This window comes from Rhizobium sp. KDH_Rht_773_N, assembly GCF_052946295.1.
In genome coordinates this window covers 1,046,807-1,069,544 of the sequence record NZ_JBRFNB010000002.1, presented here as the reverse complement: position 1 = coordinate 1,069,544, position 22,738 = coordinate 1,046,807, and the positions used below count along the sequence as shown (strand labels likewise).

The 22,738-nt window shown below is 61.6% G+C and carries 17 protein-coding genes and 1 pseudogene; 5 read left to right on the top strand and 13 right to left on the bottom strand.

What is annotated here, in order from left to right:
• Positions 1-37: 37 nt before the first annotated feature.
• The 9 genes and pseudogenes from ACU8HS_RS26870 to ACU8HS_RS26830 form a co-directional block, all read right to left on the bottom strand.
• A complete protein-coding gene (locus ACU8HS_RS26870) occupies positions 38-1,036 on the bottom strand; it encodes a TRAP transporter substrate-binding protein (protein WP_447016081.1) in 999 nt (332 codons plus the stop codon).
• A gap of 17 nt (positions 1,037-1,053) precedes the next feature.
• A complete protein-coding gene (locus ACU8HS_RS26865; protein WP_447016080.1) occupies positions 1,054-2,883 on the bottom strand; it encodes a TRAP transporter large permease in 1,830 nt (609 codons plus the stop codon).
• Between the two features lie 24 nt (positions 2,884-2,907).
• Positions 2,908-4,014, bottom strand: a pseudogene (locus ACU8HS_RS26860) (LLM class flavin-dependent oxidoreductase); the annotation flags it as partial.
• 85 nt (positions 4,015-4,099) lie between these two features.
• On the bottom strand, positions 4,100-4,531 hold the full coding sequence (locus tag ACU8HS_RS26855; protein WP_112572381.1) for a hypothetical protein: 432 nt from the start codon (positions 4,529-4,531) through the stop codon (positions 4,100-4,102).
• 121 nt (positions 4,532-4,652) lie between these two features.
• Positions 4,653-6,218, bottom strand: coding sequence for a SpoVR family protein (locus ACU8HS_RS26850; RefSeq protein WP_112572383.1), 1,566 nt, complete (start codon positions 6,216-6,218; stop codon positions 4,653-4,655).
• Complete coding sequence (locus tag ACU8HS_RS26845; protein ID WP_447016079.1) at positions 6,215-7,492, bottom strand: YeaH/YhbH family protein; 1,278 nt, start codon at positions 7,490-7,492, stop codon at positions 6,215-6,217. Before ACU8HS_RS26845 ends, ACU8HS_RS26850 begins: the two co-directional genes overlap by 4 nt.
• 37 nt (positions 7,493-7,529) lie before the next feature.
• The gene (locus ACU8HS_RS26840) at positions 7,530-9,473 is read right to left on the bottom strand and encodes a PrkA family serine protein kinase (protein ID WP_112572388.1); all 1,944 of its coding nucleotides are present in this window, start codon (positions 9,471-9,473) and stop codon (positions 7,530-7,532) included.
• A gap of 554 nt (positions 9,474-10,027) precedes the next feature.
• Positions 10,028-11,401 (bottom strand): sigma-54-dependent transcriptional regulator, encoded by a 1,374-nt coding sequence (locus ACU8HS_RS26835; RefSeq protein WP_447016078.1) that lies wholly within the window; start codon positions 11,399-11,401, stop codon positions 10,028-10,030.
• Positions 11,398-13,275, bottom strand: a complete 1,878-nt coding sequence (locus ACU8HS_RS26830; protein ID WP_447016077.1) for a sensor histidine kinase — start codon at positions 13,273-13,275, stop codon at positions 11,398-11,400. Before ACU8HS_RS26830 ends, ACU8HS_RS26835 begins: the two co-directional genes overlap by 4 nt.
• Positions 13,276-13,482: 207 nt before the next feature.
• Between ACU8HS_RS26830 and ACU8HS_RS26825 the strand changes: the two genes are divergently transcribed.
• Positions 13,483-14,817, top strand: a complete 1,335-nt coding sequence (locus tag ACU8HS_RS26825) for a dicarboxylate/amino acid:cation symporter (protein ID WP_112572394.1) — start codon at positions 13,483-13,485, stop codon at positions 14,815-14,817.
• 101 nt (positions 14,818-14,918) lie between these two features.
• Here ACU8HS_RS26825 and ACU8HS_RS26820 read toward each other — a convergent pair whose 3' ends face one another.
• The 4 genes from ACU8HS_RS26820 to ACU8HS_RS26805 form a co-directional block, all read right to left on the bottom strand.
• Positions 14,919-15,992 carry an ABC transporter ATP-binding protein gene (locus ACU8HS_RS26820; protein ID WP_112704469.1) on the bottom strand — a complete coding sequence of 358 codons (1,074 nt, stop codon included), beginning with the start codon at positions 15,990-15,992 and terminating at the stop codon, positions 14,919-14,921.
• Positions 15,993-16,014: 22 nt separating this feature from the next.
• A complete protein-coding gene (locus tag ACU8HS_RS26815) occupies positions 16,015-16,812 on the bottom strand; it encodes a carbohydrate ABC transporter permease (protein WP_447016471.1) in 798 nt (265 codons plus the stop codon).
• A 79-nt stretch (positions 16,813-16,891) separates the two neighbouring features.
• Positions 16,892-17,815: a carbohydrate ABC transporter permease gene (locus ACU8HS_RS26810; RefSeq protein WP_112572503.1), complete on the bottom strand. Its 924-nt coding sequence runs from the start codon at positions 17,813-17,815 to the stop codon at positions 16,892-16,894.
• 99 nt (positions 17,816-17,914) lie between these two features.
• A complete protein-coding gene (locus tag ACU8HS_RS26805; protein WP_447016470.1) occupies positions 17,915-19,183 on the bottom strand; it encodes an extracellular solute-binding protein in 1,269 nt (422 codons plus the stop codon).
• 262 nt (positions 19,184-19,445) lie between these two features.
• On the opposite strand from ACU8HS_RS26805, the gene ACU8HS_RS26800 reads away from it, so the two are divergent.
• The 4 genes from ACU8HS_RS26800 to ACU8HS_RS26785 all read left to right on the top strand — a co-directional run bounded on the left by ACU8HS_RS26800 (position 19,446) and on the right by ACU8HS_RS26785 (position 22,728).
• Positions 19,446-20,645, top strand: a complete 1,200-nt coding sequence (locus tag ACU8HS_RS26800) for an ROK family protein (RefSeq protein ID WP_112572400.1) — start codon at positions 19,446-19,448, stop codon at positions 20,643-20,645.
• A 31-nt stretch (positions 20,646-20,676) separates the two neighbouring features.
• The gene (locus tag ACU8HS_RS26795; RefSeq protein ID WP_112757601.1) at positions 20,677-21,780 is read left to right on the top strand and encodes a Gfo/Idh/MocA family protein; all 1,104 of its coding nucleotides are present in this window, start codon (positions 20,677-20,679) and stop codon (positions 21,778-21,780) included.
• A gap of 18 nt (positions 21,781-21,798) precedes the next feature.
• On the top strand, positions 21,799-22,440 hold the full coding sequence (locus tag ACU8HS_RS26790) for a ThuA domain-containing protein (RefSeq protein ID WP_112572404.1): 642 nt from the start codon (positions 21,799-21,801) through the stop codon (positions 22,438-22,440).
• Between the two features lie 135 nt (positions 22,441-22,575).
• Positions 22,576-22,728, top strand: coding sequence for a hypothetical protein (locus ACU8HS_RS26785; RefSeq protein ID WP_447016076.1), 153 nt, complete (start codon positions 22,576-22,578; stop codon positions 22,726-22,728).
• Positions 22,729-22,738 lie beyond the last annotated feature (10 nt).

Sequence of the window (22,738 nt, the reverse complement as noted above, 5' to 3'; positions counted from 1 at the left end):
GGCTGGCTGACGGACCAGCCTTGCAGTCCGGGCGTCATCAGGCCGACTGGACGGCCTTGATGCGGTCGAGGCCGCCTACAACAGGCGCAAAATCGTCCCAGACATCCTGGGCGCCCTTCTGCCATTCGTCGAAGGCTTCCGGCTTCAGCAACTTGCCGCCGTTCTTCAACGAGACTTCGACCGACGCCGCCTCGTCATCGACGATCAACTGATTGAAATAGGCAGCCCCTTCCGTGGAGGCTTGCTGGAAGACGGCCTTCTGCTCGTCGTTCAGGCCAGCCCAGAAGGTCGAGGAATAGTAGATGATGCCCGATGCCCAGATGTGGCCGGTCTCGGTCATGTAGGGTACGACCTCATAGAGCTTGAAGCCGGCATAGGCGGATTTGGTGAGGTCCATGGCGTCGGCGACACCGGTTGCCAGAGAATTGTAGGTCTCGGTAATCGGGATGCCGATCGGCGTCGTGCCGAAAGCGGCCCAGAGCCTGGTATGCAACGGGCTCTGGATGACGCGGATGCGCTTGCCCTTGAGCTGTTCGGGACGCGTCACCGGCTCCTTGGTCAGCAGATGACGGGCGCCGTAATTGATGAAATCGCCGACAACGAAATTCTGCGCCTGCAGCTTGCCCTTCAGGTCGGCGCCGACATCACCGCTGACGGTACGGCGCACATGATCGGCGTCGCGGAACAGGAAAGGCAGATCAAGGATCTGCAGTTCCGGCGCCCAGCCTGAGAGCGACGAGACGGTTGAAAGGCTGGCCTGGATGGAACCGAGGCGAACGCCCTCCGCCACTTCCTTTTCGCCGCCGAGCGCGCCGTTCTTGACGATGTTGAACTTGAACTGCCCCGGCAGCCTGGCCTCGACCAGTTCGCCGATCTTCACCCAGATCTTGGTCTCCGGCTTGTCGTCACCAAGCAGCGAGGCAATGGTGATCGTCGTCGTGCGGGCGGCAGCCGTGCGAACGAAGGCCGGTGCGGCAAGGGCGGCGCCCGCGAAGGCGGCGGTTTTCAGGAAATTGCGTCGGTTGAAATTGTCCATGGAGAAGGTCCTGTCCGTTAGAAGATGAGCGCCCAGGCGCAGAGGATTGCGAGCGAGACGAGAAGGGCAAGCAAATAGGGAACGACCGCCCTGAAGAGGGCGGAGGCCGGGATGCGGGTTACACCGCTGACGACGAAGATCAACATGCCAAGCGGCGGCGTCAGGCCGTGGATCATCAGGTTGACGACGATGATGACGCCGAAATGGATGGGATCGATGCCTGCCGAGACGGCGGCCGGCAGCAGGATCGGGCCGAAGAGCAGGATCGCCGCGCCGATATCGAGCACGAGGCCGACGACCAGCAGAATGATGTTCGACAGCAGGATCACGGCAAGGGCGCTGCCGCCGAGTGCCATTGTCAGGTGCGAGATCAGACCGGAGACATCATCGACAGCCAGCAGGAAGGCGAAGGGGCCTGCCGTGCCGATCAGAAGGCCGATCGCTGCGGCTTCCACTGCCGCCTGGCGGAAAGCGGCATAAAGCGAGAAAACGCCCAGCCGCGCCCCGATGCCGAGCAGGAATGTGTAGAAGGCGGCAAGAGCCGCAGCCTCCGTCGTCGTGACGATGCCGATGCGGATGCCGACGACGACGATGACGCCGAGCCCGAAGGCCGGAATCGCCTGGACGGCCGATTGCCAGCGCTGCGCTGCCGAGGCGCGCGGCAGTGGCGCCTGATCGCGGACCGTCAGATGGATCGCAACGGCAAGGCAGATTGCCATCAGCCCGCCGGCGAAGAAGCCGCCGACCAACAGCGAACCGACCGAAAGATTGGTGGCAGTCGCCAGGATCAGGAACGCGATCGACGGTGGGATGACATTGTCGAGCACGGAGGTTGCCGCGATGATCGCCGCGGCCTTGGCTGGCGGATAACCGTGGCGGACGAGTTCCGGCTGGAAGGTCGATGCGCCGAAGGCGGCATTGGCAACCGAAGAACCGGAGGCGCCGGAGAACAGCACGCTGGTCAACAGCGTCGTCTGGGCAAGACCCGCACGGCGATGGCCGACCATCGCGGCAGCAAAACGCACGAGCTGATTGGCAACACCCGATGCCGTCAGCAGGCCGCCGGCAAGCAGGAAGAAGGGGATGGCGAGCAGCAGGAATTTCGAGATGCCGGTGACGGTCGAGGAGACGATCGCCGGTTCCGGCAGGCTGCTGCCGAAGGCAATCACCACATAGGCGGCGGCCAGAAAAGCATGCGGCAGCGGGGCGGCAAGTACGAGGCCCACCGCCGCAATGAGGCCGAGGAAGATGCTGGGCGGCCAGTCGAGCTCGATGGAGACAAGGGGAATGCCGGCATAAAGCGCCGCACCGACGGCAACGGAGAGCAGGACCGGCCAAAGCTTTCCTTCGGCGATGCGCTGCAGCAGGAGAACGATGAGGATCAACGCGCCGCCGGCGCCGAGAAAACCGAAGCGAATCCATTCCGGCACGCCGAGCGTCGGGGAAACACCGCCGAGCATGGTCATGATCTCACTGCCGCCGAAGCTGAGAATGAGCCCCGACAACACGGTGAAGACATCGGCCGCCACCTGCGTTGCCGGATGCAGGCGTTCCGGCATCATCTTGACGAAGACGTCGAGACGCATGGCAAGGGCGCTGTTGAAGCTCAGCGGCGCGCCGAGCGCGATCAGCAGCACATGCAGCCAGATGCCGAGATCTTCCGCACCGATGAAGCCGGCCGCGAAGAAATAACGCATGCAGACCGTGACCAGCACCATGAAGAGCAGCACGGCAAGCACAAGGGCCGCGCCCAAGCCGAGCACGGTTTCGATCGCCTTCAGGATGCGGGCGGCAAGCCCGTCACCTGTCGTCTCCTGTTCGGTTGGGTGGAATTCGCTTGCTGCCACGGAATTTGCTTTCTTGCCGGTAGGTCAGGCGCTCTTGACGGTGGAAAGGTAGCGATCGAAGAGCGTCGACCAGGTGTAGTTGCGCGCCTTCGACACTTCCCTGCTGACATCGAGACGCGGCAGAACCTTTTCGCCGAAACGATAGGCTTCCTCAAGCAGCGGCATGCCGGAAAGAATAAAGGTTTCGACGCCCGCCTTCTGATAGGCCTCCAGCGTGCGCAAGACCGTATCGGGCGAGCCGACGATTGCCGTGCCGGGACCGGGCCGCACCAGCCCGATGCCCGCCCAGAGATTGGGCGCGACTTCGAGATCGCGCAGATTGGCCGGCTTCAGGCCGCCATGCAGGGCTGTCATGCGCTGCTGGCCGACGGAATCACTGCGGGCGACGAAACGCTGGTTGGCCGCAATCGCCGCATCGTCCATCCGCCCGTAGAGATCGGCTGCAGCCTCCCAGGCCTTCTCGTCCGTATCGCGCACGATCACGTAGAGGCGAATGCCATATTCGAGCTCGCGTTCGTAACGGGCTGCCCGCGCCTTCACCGCCTCGACCTTGCCCTTGATCTGCTCCGGCGTTTCGCCCCAGGAAAGATAGGTATCGACATGTTTTGCCGCGACATCCAGCGCCCTGTCGGAAGAGCCGCCGAACCAGAGCGACGGCGGAGCGATGCTTTCGCCGACCGGCAGGGCGAGCTTGGCGCCGTCGGTGGAGAAATACTTGCCCTGATAGGTGACGCTCTCGCCGGCGAAGAGACGATGCCAGAGGTGCAGATATTCGTCCGCCATGTCGTAGCGCTCGTCATGCGGCAGCATCATGCCGTAAGCGCCCAGCATCTTGGCATCGCCGGACACCACGTTGATCAGCAGGCGCCCGCGCGCAAACTCCTGGAAGGTTGCGGCCATCTTGGCAAGCAACGTCGGCGCGACGAGACCGGGATGGATTGCAACGAGGAACCGCAGCCGTTCGGTATAGGAGAGCAGCGCGCTTGCCAGCACCCAGACATCGTGGGCGCCGGTCGCAAAGAGCGCGCCGGTATAGCCGAGATGATCATAGGCCTGGGCGAGCTGTCTGTAATAGCCGTAATCGACCTGACGCGAGCCTTCCGGCTGCCACGGATAGGCGCCCGCAGGTGAAGCGCGGCTACGAAGTGCCGCACTTCACCGGCCCGGTCCCGCTTCCACCAGGTGTCTGATTGTCGGTTTCGGGTCGGCAGTCGGCCTATCGCGTAAACATCAGCCGCATGCGTGCCAGAACGCCCTTCATGCCCGGCATGGCTGTGGCTCTCAGATGGCGGGCGACGACACCCGCATCGACCCGTGCTCCAAAATGGCAGGAGCAGACAAGCCCGTGCAGCTGCCGATCGTTAAGATCGAAGAAGCTCTGCGCATCCCCATAGGTATCGCCCTCGAGACCCGCGGCACGCAAGACCGGATCGGCATAGGCTACCGATATGGGCGACCCGGTGATCCTCATCAATATCCGCTGGTCGCGGGGCAGGTATTCGGTTTCCCGAAGGGTAACGAGCGAACGCGCAGGATCGCTTTCCAGGAGCTCGGCCCACCGGTTCAACCGCTCTGCCCGAGACAGTTGTGGCGTGGTACGGCTGACCTTGGCTATAGCCTTGAGCTGATCGACTGCGTATTGTTCCATGACGGCCTCCTATTTGGAAAAATAGACTGCACGCCCCCAACAGGAAGGTTGACCCCAACGACGCTGCCTGTCCAATCACGTTTGAAGAATCGTGTCGCTTGAACGGGCAGATCCCGTCCATTCAGGCAAATTCGCTCTGTCTGGCAAATGTGCGCGGATGCGCGACATGTTTCTTGACGATCGCGTCCTTGCTGTCGAGCTCCTCCAGAAGCACGTCGTAGGTCCACAGATCGGCAAGATGCTGCAGGACGAGCTTCAGATCCTCCTCTTCCAGGAACTCGTCGTTGCTGGCCCGGTGCTGCAACAGCAATCTGCGGTCGCCGGCAAGATCGACATCGACGATTTCGATTGCCGGGTCGGTATGGCCGATGTCGTAGTCGCGGGAAAGCTGCCGGCGAATACGCCTGTATCCGCGCTCGTCATGGATCGCCGAAACCAGGATACCCTCCTCGATCTCAGGATCGTCGTGAAGCTGGAACATGCGCCACCGGCGCATCAGGCTCGGGCTCAGGAACTGGCTGACAAAACTCTCGTCGCGATAATTGGCCCAGATATCGCGCAGCACCGCCATGGGATCGCCGCGCCCGGCAATCTCGGGAAACCACTCGCGGTCTTCACCGGTCGGCTCGGTGACGATGCGCTCGATGTCCTGCATCATGGCAAAACCGAGCGCGTAGGGATTGAAGCCGGAGAAGCGCCGGTCGTCGTACATCGGCTGGAACACGACGTTGGTGTGCGATTTCAGGAACTCGAAATAGTTGCCGTCGCTGATCTGCCCGCGCTCATGCAGCCGCCGCATGATGTTGTAATGGACATAGGTGGCGGTGCCCTCGTTCATCACCTTCGTCTGGCGCTGCGGATGGAAATATTGCGCGACATGGCGGACGATGCGCAGGATTTCGCGCTGCCAGGAATGCAGCCGCGGCGCGGACTTTTCGAGGAAATAAAGGATATTGTCCTGCGGCAGGCCGAGTGCCGCGCGCCTGCGCTCGAATTCCTGGTCGGACTTGCTGCGCTTGAGCCCGACAGGCACGGTGCGCCAGAGATCGTTGAAGATCTTTTCCTCATGCGCCCGCCGCTCCTGCTGGCGCCTTTCCTCCTGCCGCAGATCGACCTGGGTCTTGCCGGCATAGCGGTGTACGCCGTGCGACATCAGCGCATGGGCGGCATCCAGCGTGCGCTCGACGGCCACCTCGCCATAGCGTTCCTCGCAGCGGGAAATGTAGCTCTTGGCGAAATCGAGATAATCGAGAATGCCTTCGGCATCGGTCCAGAGCTTGAACAGATAGTTGTTCTTGAAGAAGTGGTTGTGGCCGAAGGCAGCATGCGCGATGACCAGCGTCTGCATGGTCGCCGTATTCTCCTCCATCAGATAGGAGATGCAGGGCGAACTGTTGATGACGATCTCATAGGCGAGGTCGCGCATACCGCGGCGATAGAAGGCCTCGTGATGGGCAAAATGCTTGCCGAAGGACCAGTGGCGATAGAAGAGCGGCATGCCTGTCGAGGAATAGGCATCGAGCATCTGCTCCGATGTGATGACCTCGATCTGGTTCGGATAGACATCGAGCCCCAGTTCCCCGAGCGCAATGTCCTCACAGGCGTCGTGAATGCGCTGCAGGGTTGGGAAATCCCAGTCGGCCCCTTCGAACAGAAGCTTCTCTTTGTGCCGCGTGCTGGTCCTCATGGCGTCGCCCCTGCCTTGGCAGCCTTCTTCTGAAACAGGTCGTGGAAAACCGGGAAGATCTCGTTCTTGCGGCACACCTTGCGCATGGCGAGCGGCAGTGCCGTAGAGCGGATCTCCTGATAAAGGGTCCAGAGCGGCGATCTCGACGTCGAGGAATCGCCGTCCTCCTCACCGACTTCGATATAGGCGAAATACTGGCAGACCGGCAGGATTTCCTGCTGCAGCAGCTGGCCGGTCAGGGCACCGTCGGAATAGGAATTGTCGCCATCGGAGGCCTGCGCCGCATAGATGTTCCACTCCGTCGGGTCGAAGCGCGCAGCAACGATCGAGCGCATCACGGCCAGCGCGCTGGAAACCAGCGTGCCGCCCGTCGCCGGACTGTAGAAGAACGTCTCCTCATCGACTTCCTCCGCCTTCTCCGTGTGCCGGATGAAGACGATCTCCACCTTCTCGTAACGCTGCGACAGGAAGAGGTAGAGCAGCAGGTAGAAGCGCTTGGCGAGATCCTTCATATGCTCGCTCATCGAGCCGGAAACGTCCATGAGGCAGAACATCACCGCCTTGACGACCGGTTTCGGCGTGTTTTCAAAGCGCCGGTAGCGGACATCGAGCGGGTCGATATAGGGGATACGCTTGCTCTTGAGGGTCAGGGTCCGCAGCCTCTCCTCAAGGACCAGGCGCTCTTCCGCGTCATCGCATTCGTTGATCTGCTTCTGCAGCGCCTCGATTTCCTCCGGCTTCGGGCGATGAAGCGCCAGGCGCCGCATCATGGCAAGGCGCGTCGTGCGCCCGACGGCGATGTTGGAAGGGGAGCCGGAGACGGAAAAACCAGCTCTTTGCGGCGTTACCTCGTCGGTCTCGCTCAGCCGGCGCTTGGCGAGGTCCGGCAATTCCAGATCTTCGAGGAAGATGTTGAGAAACTCCTCCCGGGTCAGAACGAAGCGGAAGCCGTCTTCGCCGTCGCCCTCCCCGGCCTCGGACGAACGACCTCCGCCCGATGCCGGCGGGCGCTTGATGAAATCACCCTCGACGAATTTCTGGTTGCCGGGAAGGATCCGATCCTGAATTCCCCCTCCGCCCCGGTGAAGGCCCGGTTCGGACATGCCGCCGATCGGAAGAGTAACCTCGCCGCCATCCAGCACATCGCGGATGGAGCGGTTCTGCAAGGATCGTTTAACCGCTTGTTCTACGGCGTCCTTGGCACGCCGTAGAAACCGTTGCCGATTTTCCAAACTTTTACCGCGCGGATTGAGCCGCCGGTCAATGATGTGCATGTTTGCTCCTACATGGGTACTCGCTCGGACAGCCTACCTAACTCGCCTGCTTGACGCGCATGTACCATTCCACCAGCCGGCGAACCTGCCGTTCGGTATAATCCCGCGCGACCATGCGCGAGACGAACTCACTGTGTTTCTTTTCGGTCTCGCTATCCTTCTTCGATCCGAAGGATATGACCGGCAGCAGATCCTCGACCTGCGAAAACATCCGCTTCTCGATGACTTCCCGGATCTTTTCGTAACTGGTCCAGGAGGGATTCTTGCCGCCGTTGGCCGCGCGCGACCTGAGGCAGAACTTCACGATCTCGTTGCGAAAATCCTTGGGATTGGCGATGCCTGCCGGTTTTTCGATCTTCGTCAGCTCCTGGTTCAGAAGTTCGCGGTCGAGCAACTGCCCCGTATCCGGGTCCTTGAAATCGATGTCCTCGATCCAGGCGTCCGCATAGTCGACATAGCGGTCGAACAGATTCTGGCCGTAATCGGAGTAGGATTCCAGATAGGCCTTCTGGATTTCGTTGCCGATGAATTCCGCATAACGCGGCGCCAGTTCTGCCTTGATGAACTCCATATAGCGCTTTTCCGTCTCCTCGGAAAACTGCTCGCGGCGAATAGCCTGTTCCAGGACATACATCAGATGAACGGGATCGGCGCCGATATCCGTTGGGTCGTGGTTGAACGTCGACGCAAGGACCTTAAAGGCGAAACGTGTCGATATTCCGTCCATGCCCTCATCGACGCCTGCGGCGTCGCGATATTCCTGCACGCTTCTGGCGCGCGGATCGGTTTCCTTCAGGCTCTCGCCGTCATAGGCGCGCATCTTCGAGAAGAGATTGGAATTCTCGTGCTTGCGAAGCCGCGACAGGACGGAAAAGCGGGCCAGCATCTCCAGCGTCGCCGGCGCACAGGCCGCATCGGCAAGCTCCGAGCCTTCGATCAGTTTCTGGTAGATTTTCTGCTCCTCCGTAACCCGCAGGCAATAGGGAACCTTGATGACGCAGATGCGGTCGATGAAGGCTTCGTTGTTCTTGTTGGCCTTGAAGGTCTGCCATTCCGCTTCGTTCGAATGGGCAAGGATGATGCCGGAGAACGGGATCGCGCCGATATTTTCGGTGCCCATATAGTTGTTTTCCTGCGTCGCCGTCAGCAGCGGGTGCAGCATCTTGATCGGCGCCTTGAACATTTCGACGAATTCCAGCACGCCCTGATTGGCGCGGTTCAGACCGCCGGAATAGCTGTAGGCATCGGAATCGTTCTGCGAATAGTGCTCGAGCTTGCGGATATCGACCTTGCCGACCAGCGACGAGACGTCCTGGTTGTTTTCGTCGCCCGGCTCGGTCTTGGCGATTGCGATCTGGCGAAGCCGGGAGGGCTGGATTTTCACCACGCGAAAACGCGAGATATCGCCGTCGAATTCGTCGAGCCGCTTGAGGCACCAGGGGCTCATCAGGCCGCTGAGGCGACGGGTGGGAATACCGTATTCCTCCAGCAGCAAAGGTCCCATGGTCAGGGGGTCGAAGAGGTTGAGGGGGCTTTCAAAGACCGGGCTCAACTCGTCGCCGGCCTTCAGCACATAAATGGGATTGACTTCCATCAGCTGCTTCAGGCGCTCCGCAAGCGAAGACTTGCCGCCGCCGACCGGGCCGAGCAGGTAGAGGATCTGCTTGCGCTCCTCCAGGCCCTGGGCGGCGTGCCGGAAGAAGGACACGATCCGCTCGATCGTCTCTTCCATGCCGAAGAACCCTGTAAAGGCCGGATAGGTCCGGATCGTCCTGTTCATGAAGACGCGCCCGAGCCGCGAATCCTTGGCCGTATCGATGATTTCAGGTTCGCCGATCGCCGCCAGCAGCCGCTCGGTGGCGTTGGCATAGGCCATCGGATCCTTCTTGCATAAGGACAGATAGTCCGCGATAGACATATCCGTCTCGCGGCGAGACTCGTAGTTACGGGTGAACGCATCAAATAGGGAGTTGTTCAGCATAGGCCCTCCTATAAAGGTCTGCCTCAGCGATTTTCGCCTTCGCTAAGTAAGATGGTGCGCCAATGTTTTGAAAGATCAAGGTCCTCCTAGACGGAAATAAGACATGGCTGGCATTCCAGCCGCGCTACACAAAAAAGTGCGCGTAACTCGCCAATTTGCTCCTAGAAAATTGACCGTCTCTATAGCTTTGCAGCGGCGCGGGGAGTATTATTCGCGCGCGGCATGAAAGAGAACGCCGTGCACCTTCACGCCGATGACGCGAATATGTGCTGGTGCCGATGAAGGGCTGCCTGATTCGCTGGAGCGAGCATTTCTCGCGGTCCGTGTCTGAGACGCGTCTTCAAGCAACGTCAAGCGAAAAGTAAGGCCTGATCGAAAACAGACCGGTCGCTCAACTCATGCGATCACGCGACGAAAGTCCCACCTCGCGCATCAGGACCGCGATCCTCACAGACATCCGAAACCACGGCTGCATAAGAACGGCGGCACACCGGCGGCGGCTGACAAATACTTTCTGCAATACCGGCTCGCCACTTTGGGAAACGCGACGGTCGCTATGCCTCGTTCTCCGTCTTCGAGGGGCTGAAAGCGGCCCGCTCGATACCGTGGCGCTGCAGCTTGTCGTAGAAGGTCTTGCGCGGAATGCCGAGTGTTTCGATCGTGCGGCGCACGTCGCCGTCGTTGCGGGTCAGCGTCTCCCGGATGATATCGGCCTCGTAGCGGTCGATCCTTGCCGGCAAAGGCAGCGCGGCCTCCATCCTCTCCATCCCGTCCTGCGCCCGCTCGGACGGTGTCATTTCAAGGCCGAGCACGAAGCGCTCGGCGAAATGTGAGAGTTCGCGCACATTGCCCGGCCAGTCATGGCTTTTCAGGTAGCGGTGCAACTCCGGCGAAGCCGCTGGAACCGGGCGCTTGAAACGGTTGGCGGCCCGTTCGGTGAAGTGGGCAAAGAGGAGCGGGATGTCGTCGCGCCGGTCGCGCAGCGGCGGAATGCCGATCGTCACGACATTGAGGCGATAATAGAGATCCTCGCGGAAATCGCCGCGTTCGCGCGGATTGCCGAGATCGATCTTGGCGGCGGCAACGACCCGCAGATCGACTGGCCGCACCTCGTTGGTGCCAAGCGGCATGACTTCCCGCATTTCCAGGACCCGCAGCATCTGCACCTGGGCGGAGGCCGGCATGCTTTCGATTTCGTCGAGGAAAAGCGTTCCGCCGCTCGAATGTTCGATACGACCGATGCGCTTCTTCTGGGCGCCGGTGAAGGCTCCCGCCTCATGGCCGAAGAGTTCGCTTTCGATCACCGTTTCCGGCAAGGCGCCGCAATTCAGCGCCACGAAGTTTGCCTTGGAACGGCGGCTCCAGCGATGCAGCAGGCTCGCCACCACTTCCTTGCCGCTGCCGGTCTCACCGGTCACCAGCACGTCGACATCCGTATCGGCGATCTGCCTGAGCGTTCGCCGCAGGCGCTCCATGGCCGGCGTCTGGCCGATCAGCGGCAGGTCGCCCTGTGCCTGCTCGGCGGCCTCGCGCAACGAGCGATTGTCGAGCACCAGGCGCCGCTTCTCGGCCGCCCGGTGGACGCTCTGAACCAGCCTGTCGGCGGCAAAGGGCTTGGTGATGAAATCATAAGCCCCGTCCTGGATCGCCTTGACGGCCATCGGAATATCGCCATGCCCGGTCATCAGGATCACCGGCAGGTCTTCGTCCAGGCGACGTATGCGGTCGAACAGCTGCAGCCCGTCGACCTGCGGCATGCGGATATCGGAAACGACGACCCCGGTAAAATCCGCCCTCAGCACCTTCAATGCATCCATTGCGGCAGAAAATGTCGAAACGGCAAAGCCGGCCAGTTCCAGCGTCTGCTTGGTCGCCTTCAGGAGATCCTTGTCGTCGTCGATCAGGAAGACCGGGATCGTGTCGCTCATGCCTGTACTTTCTGCAGATGGATGGTAAAGCGGGTGCCGCCCTCATTGCTTTCGACCTCTATACGGCCGCCGTAATCGGAAACGATATCCTTGGAGATGACGAGCCCGAGCCCGAGCCCCTTTTCCTTCGAGGTGTTGAAGGGCGAAAACAGCGAACCAAGGATCTCCTCGGATATGCCTGGCCCGTTATCGGCGACGGTTACGACAACCTCGCCGCCCGCCTCCTCGCAGAAGATCTCCACCTTCGCGCCCTCCCTGCCGTCAAGCGCCTCCAGCGCATTCTGGAAAAGGTTGATCAGCACCTGCTCCAGCCGGATGCGATTGCCGCTGACCTTGAGTTCGGCTGGCGGCAGCCGGATATCGAGCGCATCCAGGCGGCCGGCAAAGCGGCTGCGCAAGAGTACGACGGCGCCCTCGATGACGGCGCGCAGTTCCACCGGCTCCGCCGCCGTACGGCCCTTGCGGGCAAAGGCCTTCAACTCTTCGGTGATCGTACCGATGCGCTCCGTCAAGCCGGCAATCGCGTCGAGATTGTCGTCGGCCGATTGCGGCTGCCGGCGCTTGAGGAAGGTTCGGGCATTGTCGGCATAGGCGCGGATGGTCGCGACCGGCTGGTTGATCTCATGCGCCACGCCGGCGGCCACCTGCCCCAGGATCGCCAGGCGGTTTGCCTGCACCAGTTCCTGCTGCACCACCTGCAGCCGCGCCTCGGTCGCGCGGTGATCTGAAATCTCCGCCTGGAGCCTGTCGCGGGCACGGCTCAGGTCATCGGTCCGCTCCAGCACCCGGCGTTCAAGCTCTTCACGCGCGGCGCGCTCGGTGGCGATGCGCATGGTGGCGATCTGGCGGCGACGCAGCAGGAAGGTCATGATCGCGAGCACCGGAATGAGCGCCGCCAATGTCAGCAGGCGCCATTCGCGCACGGATGAGGCGATCGGCGCTTCGGTCGGCACGAGATATTCGAGTTGCCATGAGGTCGAGGGCACCTCTGTCCGCAATCGCAGGAATTCCCCCTCACCACCGCCCGGCATGACGGCATGGACCATTGCGGCACCGGGTCTCAGCGCCTGCCGCTCGTCGATCGGCAAAGGCGAAAGTGGCGCCTCGCCGAATTGCAGGCTGCTTCTGATCGCGGAAAGGCTTTCCAGCGGCAGGGGTTTGGCGGTCATGAAACGCCAGGACGGCAGGCTGGTGATCAGCACGACCCCGTGCTCGTCGGTGACATAGGCCGGCCGGGCCGCATCGCGCCAGTCGGACTCCAGCTGATCGAACTCCATCTTGACGACAACGACACCAAGCGGAGCCGCGGCATCCCCGACCCGCCGGGAAATATAAAGACCCGGCCGGTTGCTGACATTGCCGAGCGCGAAATGCTCCGCCGTACCCGTTTCCATGGCGCGGCGGAAATAATCGCGGAAGGAATAATCGTTACCGACAAAACTCAGGGGCTCCTGCCAGTTGCTGGAGGCGATCGCGATACCGTTGCTGCCGGTAACGTAGAGAACCGAGGCGCGCGTGCCGGCAACGAGGCTCTGGAGCTTGCGGTCAAGCCCCATGACGGCCTCGCCCTGCCCGGAGGCCAGGGCGTCCCGCACCTGCTGATCATCGGCAAGAAGAAGCGGGAGAGCCCGCGGCCCTTCAAGCACAGCCCGCAGCAGCGCGACCTTGAGATTGGCATCGGTCTGCCCCTGATCTTCCAGCGCGGCAATTGCCTGCAGGCGGCCATAGATGCCGGCCCCGTAAAGGGCGGCTGCGATGAGTGCGGCGGCAAGCGCCGCAAAGATCAGCCAGACTGATCGGGAGCGCCGGCCAAGCTGTTCAGGTGTCAGGAGACGTTCGTTTGCGGTCTTCTGGAGCATGGCGACATTGTGCATATTTTCGCACGCCCAGCAAATCACTTTGTGCGGAAAACCGCACCAAAGCGACCGACCCGACCAGATACACTCAAAGATATCAATGAATTAGGTCGCCCGAAAAACTGGCACGCGCATTGCAAACCGGAGTCCTCATCAGTCGGGAGGCTGTTTGACCATCATGACTTGCCCGCCGCCGCACTGGCGTCCGGCACAGTGGAGGACACCATGGATATTGCAATGAACGCCGCCGCTGAGCGCGGCAAAACTCCCCTTTACCGGCACCTCTACGTGCAGGTTCTCGCAGCCATTGCCGCCGGCATCCTGCTCGGCCATTTCTATCCGTCGCTCGGCGCTTCGCTGCAGCCGCTTGGAGACGCTTTCATCAAGCTCGTGCGCATGGTGATCGCGCCCGTCATCTTCCTGACCGTCACGACCGGCATTGCCGGCATGGCCGATCTCAAGAAGTTCGGCCGCGTGGTCGGCAAGGCGCTCGGCTATTTCCTCGTCTTCTCGACGCTCGCGCTCGTCGTCGGTCTCGTCGTTTCGAACGTGCTGCAGCCCGGCGCCGGCATGCATATCGATCCGGCGACGCTCGATACGAAGGCCGTCAACAATTACGCCGCACAGGCCCATGACGCGACGATCGTCGGCTTCCTGATGAACATCATCCCGGACACGATTGTCGGCGCCTTTGCCAAGGGCGACATCCTGCAGGTTCTGTTCTTCTCCGTCGTCTTCGGCATTGCGCTCGGCTCCGTCGGCGAACGCGGCAAGCCGGTGCTGGATTTCTTCCAGGTTCTGACTGCTCCGGTCTTCCGCCTCGTCGCGATCCTGATGAAGTTCGCGCCGATCGGGGCCTTCGGCGCCATGGCCTTTACCATCGGCAAATATGGTATCGGCGCGATCGCCAACCTCGCATTCCTGATCGGCACTTTCTACCTGACGTCGCTGCTCTTCGTGCTGATCGTGCTCGGCGCGGTCGCCCGCTACAACGGCTTTTCCATCCTGGCGCTGATCCGCTACATCAAGGAAGAGCTGCTGCTGGTGCTCGGCACCTCCTCATCGGAAGCCGCCCTGCCCGGCCTGATGAACAAGATGGAACGCGCCGGCTGCAAACGCTCGGTCGTCGGCCTCGTCATCCCGACCGGCTATTCCTTCAATCTTGACGGCACCAACATCTATATGACGCTGGCAGCGCTCTTCATCGCCCAGGCGACGGATACGCATCTGAGCTTCGGCGACCAGATCCTGCTGCTGCTGGTGGCGATGCTAAGCTCCAAGGGGGCGGCGGGCATCACCGGCGCCGGCTTCATCACGCTTGCGGCCACACTCTCGGTCGTTCCCTCGGTTCCGATCGCCGGCATGGCGCTCATCCTCGGCATCGACCGCTTCATGTCGGAATGCCGCGCGCTGACCAACCTCGTCGGCAACGCCGTTGCCACCATCGTCGTCGCCCGCTGGGAAAACGAGCTCGACCAGACCCGCTTTGCCGCAGCGATGGCCGGCGATCTGCGCGAGGATAGCGACCTGCTTGCTCCGGTGGCGCAGCCTGCCGAGTAAAGGCTGAGACAAAAAATCCGCCGCCGATCAGGTGATTGGCGGCGGATTTCATGTGATGACGATGCCGCGGGTCAAACAACGGCGGCGGCAAGCTCCTGGGCTCAGAGCGCCAGCCCCGTGCCGCGGTCGAAAATATGGACCTGCTCGCTGGCGATGTTGGCTTCGAAACGCGCGCCATAACGGGCCGCATAATCCCCATCCACCACGGCCGTGACCGGCTGACCCGCGAGATCGAAGACGACGTGTGTCTGTGCGCCTGTCGGCTCGACAAGCAGGGTCTGGCCGGCAAGCGCGTTTCCGTCCTTGCCGCCGGGCGTCAGATGCTCGGGGCGAAGGCCGACCGTCACAGCCTGGCCGGCGCGAACCTTGCGGTCAGGCGCGATACGGATTGCCGTGCCGTCCGAAAGGCGGGCGGCCGGTGCGCCGCCCTCACCTTCAACGACACCCTCGATCAGGTTCATCGCCGGTGAGCCGATGAAGGCAGCAACAAAAAGATTGGCCGGCTTCTTGTAGAGTTCGAGCGGCGTGCCCTCCTGCTCGATATTGCCCTGGTTCAGCACGACGATGCGGTCGGCGAGCGTCATCGCCTCGATCTGGTCATGCGTGACATAGATCGAGGTCGTCTTGACCTTCTGGTGCAGCGTCTTGATTTCCGAGCGCATCTGCACGCGCAGCTTGGCATCGAGGTTCGAGAGCGGCTCGTCGAACAGGAAGACGGCCGGGTTGCGCACGATGGCGCGCCCCATGGCAACGCGCTGGCGCTGACCGCCGGAAAGCTGTGCGGGCTTGCGGTCCATGAGTTTCGTCAGATCGAGCATGCGTGCGGCTTCCGCCACGCGCTGCTCGATCTGCGGCTTGGGAAGACCGGACAGTTTCAGATTGAAGCCCATGTTTTCGGCGACCGTCATATGCGGATAGAGCGCATAGGACTGGAAGACCATGGCGATGTTGCGCTCGCGCGGGGTGAGCTCGTTGACGACGGCATCGTCGATGACCACTTCGCCGCCGCTGATTTCCTCAAGGCCCGCGATCATGCGCAGAAGGGTGGACTTGCCGCAGCCGGACGGCCCGACGAGGGCGACGAATTGGCCGTCCTCGATCGAAAGCGAGATGTTATGGATCACATCGAGCGATCCGTAGGCCTTGCGGATATTCTTCAGTTCGACAGACGCCATGTGCGTGCCTCCGAATGCGGGCTCAGGACTTCACCGCACCGGCAGTCAGGCCGGCGATGATGTGCTTCTGGGCAATGAAAAAGACGATGATGGTCGGCAGGATGGTCAGCGTGATGAAGGCGAGGATGAGATGCCAGTCGGTGGCGAACTCCCCTCTATAGACCATGATGCCGAGCGGCCAGGGATAAAGGCTTTCCGAATTGAGCATGATCAGCGGCACGATATAGCTGTTCCAACTGCCGACGAAGGAGATGATGCCGACGGTGGCGACAATCGGGCGCGAGAGCGGCAGCGAGATGTGCCAGAAGAAGCGCATGTAACCGCAGCCATCGACGAAAGCCGCGTCGAAGAGTTCCGACGGCAGGTTCCGGAAATAGTTGCGGAACAGCATGATGCTCATGCCGAGCCCGAAGGCCACCTGCGGCAGCACGACGCCCCAATAGGTATTGAGAAGGCCGAGATCGCGGATGCGGATATAGAGCGGCAGGATCGCGGTCGCTGCCGGGAACATCAGTCCGATCAGGAAATAGTTGACCAGATAGGTGGAGCCGAAGAAGCGGATATGGGCAAAGCAGAAGGCGGCCATGGCGCCGAGCGTCAGCGTCAGGAAGACGGTGAGCAGGGCGATCAGCAGCGAATTGCCCATCTGCAGCCAGTAGCGATGGCTGACGATGATGTCGATATAGTTGCTCCACTGCCATTCCGTCGGCAGGCCGAAGGGATTGCCGCGCAGGTCCGAGAGCGTCTTGAAGCCGCCGAGCGCCGTGCTGATCAGCGGGATGACGACGAGGCCGGCGACGATCAGCAGCGAGACATACATATAGATCTGCGTGCCGGTACGGACCTTGCGGCCGGAACTGTTGGCCGTCGCGGCGTCGATGGGGGGTGCGGTCGAGATATCAGTCATTGCGCATGAATATCCGCTTGTAGCTGAAGGCGAGCGTGACGCAGATCACGAACAGCACGACGCCGACGGCGCTGCCGAAACCGACCTGCATGCGGGTCACCCCGAAATTGTAGAGGAAGGTCACCATCGTCTGCGTCGAGTTCGACGGACCGCCGCCGGTGAGCGGCATGATCATGTCGAAGAGCTGCAGCGAGCCGACGACGCCGAAGAAGACGGAGAGGCGAACGGTGGAGCCGAGAAGCGGCAATGTGACGTGCCGGAACTTCTGCCAGCCGGTCGCCCCGTCGATATCGGCGGCTTCCAGCACGCTCTTGTCGATCGCCTGAAGACCGGCGATGAAAAGCATCATGTGAAAGCCAAAATACTTCCAGACAATGACGCCGAGAATGGCGTACATGGCGACATTGCGATCGGCGAGCCAGAAGGGCGGCTCGATGCCGATCATGTGCGAAATGCCGGCCACGAGGCCGAAATCGCCGTCATAGACGAAGCGCCAGATCATGCCGGCGGCAACGTCGGCGAGAACATAGGGCAGGAAGAAGATCAGGCGGAAGAACAGCGCGCCCTTGATCTTGGTGGAGACCATGGTCGCCAGCCATAGCGCCAGCGGAATCTGCACCAAGAGCGAGATCAAGACGATCAGGCCGTTATTGATCAGCGCCTGGGTAAAGGCGCCGTTGCGGAAGATAAGCTGGTAATTGCGGAAGCCGACCCATTGCGTCGGGTCACCGTAACCGTTCCAGTTGTAGAAGGAATACCAGGCGGCTTCGCCCATCGGCACGATGACGAGCAGGGTGAAAAGCATCAATGCCGGCGGCAGGAATAGGATCAGCACCGGCCATTTGCTGTGGGCCAGCGAACGTTTGTGCCGGCGCGGAGCCACTTTGGCGCTCGTCCCTGCAACATTTGCTGACATGAAAGTATCGCTCATCGGTCTCTGGGACTCCTCGGGCGGATTCGCGACTGCGCCGCGAGTGAGAGGGAGCCGGCGCTCATGCGAGCGCCGGCGGGTCGCTTACTTCGCTTCGAGCGAGTAGGCGTCCTGGATCTGCTGGGCGGCATCGGCCGGCGACGTGGAGCCGGAGACGATTTCCATCGTCATGTCGTTGACGACGCCGCCGACATTGGGGCCGAGATCCTGATCGAGGAAGTTCTGGTGCCAGGTCTCCTGATCGAGCGCCACGGCGCTGTCCTTCAGAAGCGGGTTCTGCACACCATCGGCCGCACCCTTGGCGACCGGAATGATGCCGGTTTTCTGGGCCAGCAGCTTCTGGTTTTCCGGATTGCCGAGGAATTTCAGGAATTCTTCGGTTTCCGGAGGCGCATTCTTGGTGACGACCCAGCCGTTCAGGCGGCCGAGGTAATCAGTTGCCAGACCCGGAGCGCCTTCGACGACCGGGAACGGGAAGCGGCCGATATTGTCGTCCGGCTGGCCCTTGCCGCTGGTCGAGCTGGCGCGCGAAGTGTCGTTGGTGTTCTCGAAGCCGAGCAGCATGGCGGCGCGTCCGTCGCCGAAGGCAGCAAGCGCATCGTTCCAGGTGGCGCCGAGATAGCCGTTCTGGAAGGGCTCGAGCTTGCCGAGTTCGGCAAGATGCTCGCCAGCCCTGACGAAGGCCTCACCGGCAAAACCGTCGCCCTCGCCGGCCTTGGCCTTCTCGAAACCGTCATGGCCGGCTTCGCGCATGGCAAGGTAGCCCCAGTAAAAATGGATCGGCCACTTGTCGCCGCCGCCGCCGGCAATCGGCACGATGCCGGCTGCCTTCAGCGTCTTCACGGCATTGAGGAAATCGCCCCAGGTCTTGATCTGCGACGCATCGACATTGGCCTTCTTGAACAGCTCCTTGTTGTAGAAGAAGGAGACGAGGCCGGTCTTGTAGGGCGCTGCCCAGACCTTGCCGTCAAAGGTCATGCCGTCGATCGTGGCGGCGCTCGTGCCGTTGCGCCATGCGCCGCCATCGGCGTCAAGCGCGGCATCGATCGGCCGCAGCATGCCGGTCTCGGCCTGCGCCTTCAGCACCCCGCCGCCCCAGGTATAGAAGAAGCTCGGCGCTTCGTTCGACTGCAGCAGCGTCGGAAGCTTGGCCTTGAAGGCCTGGTTTTCGAGGAACTGCAGTTCGACCTTTACGCCGGGGTGGCTCGCCTCGAAGTCCTTGGCGAGTTGGTTCCACACCGCGAGGGTGCCCGGAACCTGCTCCAGATGGAGCCAGCGAATGGTCGTGTCGGCGGCAGCCGTTACCGTCGACGCGCAGTAGCCGGCGACAGCGATTGCGATCGCCGAAATCATATTGATGCGATGAGTTTTGATGGTCAGCACTTGGCACTCCTCCCGAGGCGCTTTATTTCTGTATCCGGATTAAATAATCGCAGCCTTTCTCTTTCTGTCAATACCCTGCCCGAAAAAGCGGCAGAGGCTGCGCAAAATGATGCAATTATGGAAATTTCTGTTGCGCGATGCGAAAATCAGTTCTACAACAAGATCGATTTAATTTGCCTCACGAAAAAAATCGTCGGGCCGAATGACAGGGTTTGGGTGCCCGCACGAGACGATGAAGACTGCCGATCCTGAATTGATGCGTGCCATCAACCGCTTGAGCGTGCTGGATACGATCCGGCGCAACGGCCCGATCTCCCGTATCCAGATCAGCGAACGCACCGAATTGTCCACGACGACCGTTTCGGCCATCACCGCTTCGCTGCTCGATGACGGGCTCATTTTGCCCATTCACGAGGGGGATATCCGCAACGAGGCGGTGCGCGGCAGGCCGCGCGTCATGCTGGAGGTCAATCCGGATGCCGCACGCGTGGTCGGAGCCAAGATCGCCGCCAGCCGCATGATCTTCGTCGTCACCAATTTCCGCGGTGACGTGCTCTCCAAGCTCGTGCTGCCGATCCGCATCGATCGGCAGCCGATTGCCGTGATTGCCGACCTCATCGAGGATGGCGTGCGGCGCTGCGTCGTCGATATCGGCCTGTCGCTTGACGACATAGACAGTATCTGCCTGGCATTGCCCGGCGTCATCGAGCACCGCACGGGCCACATCCGCTCGAGCCCCATATTCCGCGAAGTCAACATTGATTTTGCCGCAGAAATGTCAGCCCGACTGTCGACGCCGACAATCATCGAAAGCGACGCGCACGCCATCACGCTCGGCCATCACTGGTTCGGCAAGGCCCGCGACCTTGAAGACATGGTGCTGATCTCGCTGGAGCAGACGCTCGGCCTTGGCGTGTTGCACGACAACCAGCTTTTCCGCGGCGCCGGCGGCCTCAGCCACAATCTCGGCGACCTCGTTCTCGGCATGGGCCAGCAGGGCGTGGTCAGGCTTTCCAGCCAGGCTGGCGAGAGCGCCATTCTCGGAGAACAGCAGGCCGACGGGCGCTTTGCCGAAGCGGTGCGCCTCGGTCGCGGCATGACGCATGTGCAGGCGCTGATTCAGGCCGACGACGACCGGCTGATCGCAGCCGCCGTGCGTGCCGGCGAGGCGGTCGGGTTGACGATCGCCAATATCGTCACGCTGTTTGCCCCGCCGCGCGTCATTCTGGTCGGCTCCTCGCTTGCGCTGGGCGAGCCGTTCCTCAACAGCCTGCGGGATGCCTATGCGCTGGCCATTCCCCCTTCCCTGCAAGGCGTCAGCGAACTCGTCTTCGACGATTCGAGCGACGACTTCTGGGCACAGGGCGCGGCCGCCGTTGCCCTCTACGAACTCTACGAATCGCCCTGGAGCACCACAGGGCCGGCGCTCTGACGCGCGGAACCTGCAATTATCGGAGGATATGATGGAAAAAGTCGGTATCGGCATCATTGGATGCGGCAATATTTCGGGCGCCTATCTCAAGGCGATGACATCGGCATTTCCGATCCTCGACATCCGCGGACTGGCGGACCTCAACCGCGAACTCGCCGAGGCAAAGGCCGGCGAATTCAACCTTCAGGCCAGGACAGTCGATGAACTCCTGGCCGATCCGAAGGTGGAGATCATCGTCAACCTGACCATCCCGAAGGCCCATGTCGCCGTCGGCCTGCAGGCGCTGGAGGCGGGCAAGCATACCTATTCGGAAAAGCCGCTTGGGATTAATTTCGCGGAAGGGAAAAAATTGGCAGATGCCGCCAGGGCCAAGGGTCTGCGCATCGGCGCGGCCCCCGACACGTTCCTTGGCGGTGGCCACCAGACCGCCCGCGCCCTGATCGACGAGGGTGTTATCGGCATTCCGGTCGGCGGCACGGCCACGTTCATGTGCCCCGGCCACGAGCGCTGGCATCCCAATCCGGCCTTCTACTATGAAGTCGGCGGCGGCCCGATGCTCGACATGGGGCCCTATTACATCACCGACCTCGTCAACCTGCTCGGCCCGGTCGCGAAGGTTGCCGGTTTTGCCGCTACGCCGCGCAACGAGCGCGTCATCACCAGCGAGCCGCGCAACGGCGAGCGCATCCCCGTACACGTGCCGACCCATGTCGCCGGCGTCATGGCTTTCGCCAATGGCGCTGTCGTGCAGATCGGCATGAGCTTCGATGTCGCCGGCCACAAGCATGTGCCGCTCGAAGTCTACGGTACCGAAGGCACGCTGATCGTGCCGGATCCGAACCGATTTGCCGGCCCGGTCGAATATCTGAAAAAGGGCGGCCAGTTCGAGGATCAGCCCGTGACCCTGCCCTATGCCGACGGCAACTACCGTTCGCTCGGCGTGGCCGATCTCGCCCACGCGATCCGCTCGAACCGGCCGCATCGCGCAAATGGCGATCTGGCGCTGCACGTGCTCGAAGTCATGGAAGCCTTCCAGAAGGCATCCGACACCGGCAGCACGGTAACGCTCACCACGACAACGGAGCGCCCTGCTCCGCTTTCTCAATCCCTCGTCGACGGACTGCTCGGCAAGTAATTTTCAGGAGGAATAGACATGCGTGAAGCACTGATCGTCTGGGGCGGCTGGGCCGGCCACGAACCGGAGCAATGTGCCGCAATCATCAAGGACATGCTCGAAGAAGACGGTTTCAAGGTCTATGTGGAACACAGCACGGAGGCCTTCGCCGATCCGTCGATCCACGACCTGAGCCTGATCGTTCCCGTCATCACCATGTCGAAGATCGAGAAGGAAGAGGTAAAGAACCTTGCTGCGGCGATCGAAAGCGGCGTCGGCATTGCCGGCTATCACGGCGGCGCCGGCGACAGTTTCCGCGAATCGACCGATTACCAGTTCATCATCGGTGGCCAGTGGGTTGCCCATCCGGGCAATATCATCAACTACACGGTCAACATCACCCGCCCGGACGATCCGCTAATGGAGGGGATCACCGATTTCCCCTATAATTCCGAGCAATATTACATGCATGTCGACCCCTCGAACGAGGTGCTGGCGACGACGACCTTCACCGGCGAACATGCCTACTGGATCGACGGCGTGACCATGCCGGTCGTCTGGAAGCGCAAATACGGCAAGGGCCGCGTCTTCTATTCCTCGCTCGGCCATGTCGCCAAGGAATTCGAAGTTCCGCAGATGAAGACGATCTTCCGCCGCGGCGCCAACTGGGCGGCCCGCTGACGCTCCGATATCCGGACGCTGCCGGCTTTCGGCCGGCAGCCTCAAACGAAAAGTGCATATTTGCGCATAACACGGGTGCCAAACCCTGCCGATATGCGATAGTGCTGTCGGAGGATTGAACCAGACAGCAAGACGATGAGCGACAACGTTATCAAGTTTCGCAAGCCGAAGCCTCCACCGAAAGCCCCCAATCCGATGATCCGAAAGCTCGTGATCATCGCCGTGGTGATCCTCGTCTTTGCCGCCGCCTGGGCCTATTTCCAGGTCACCGGCGCCCCGGCGCGGTAAGCCGCAAAGG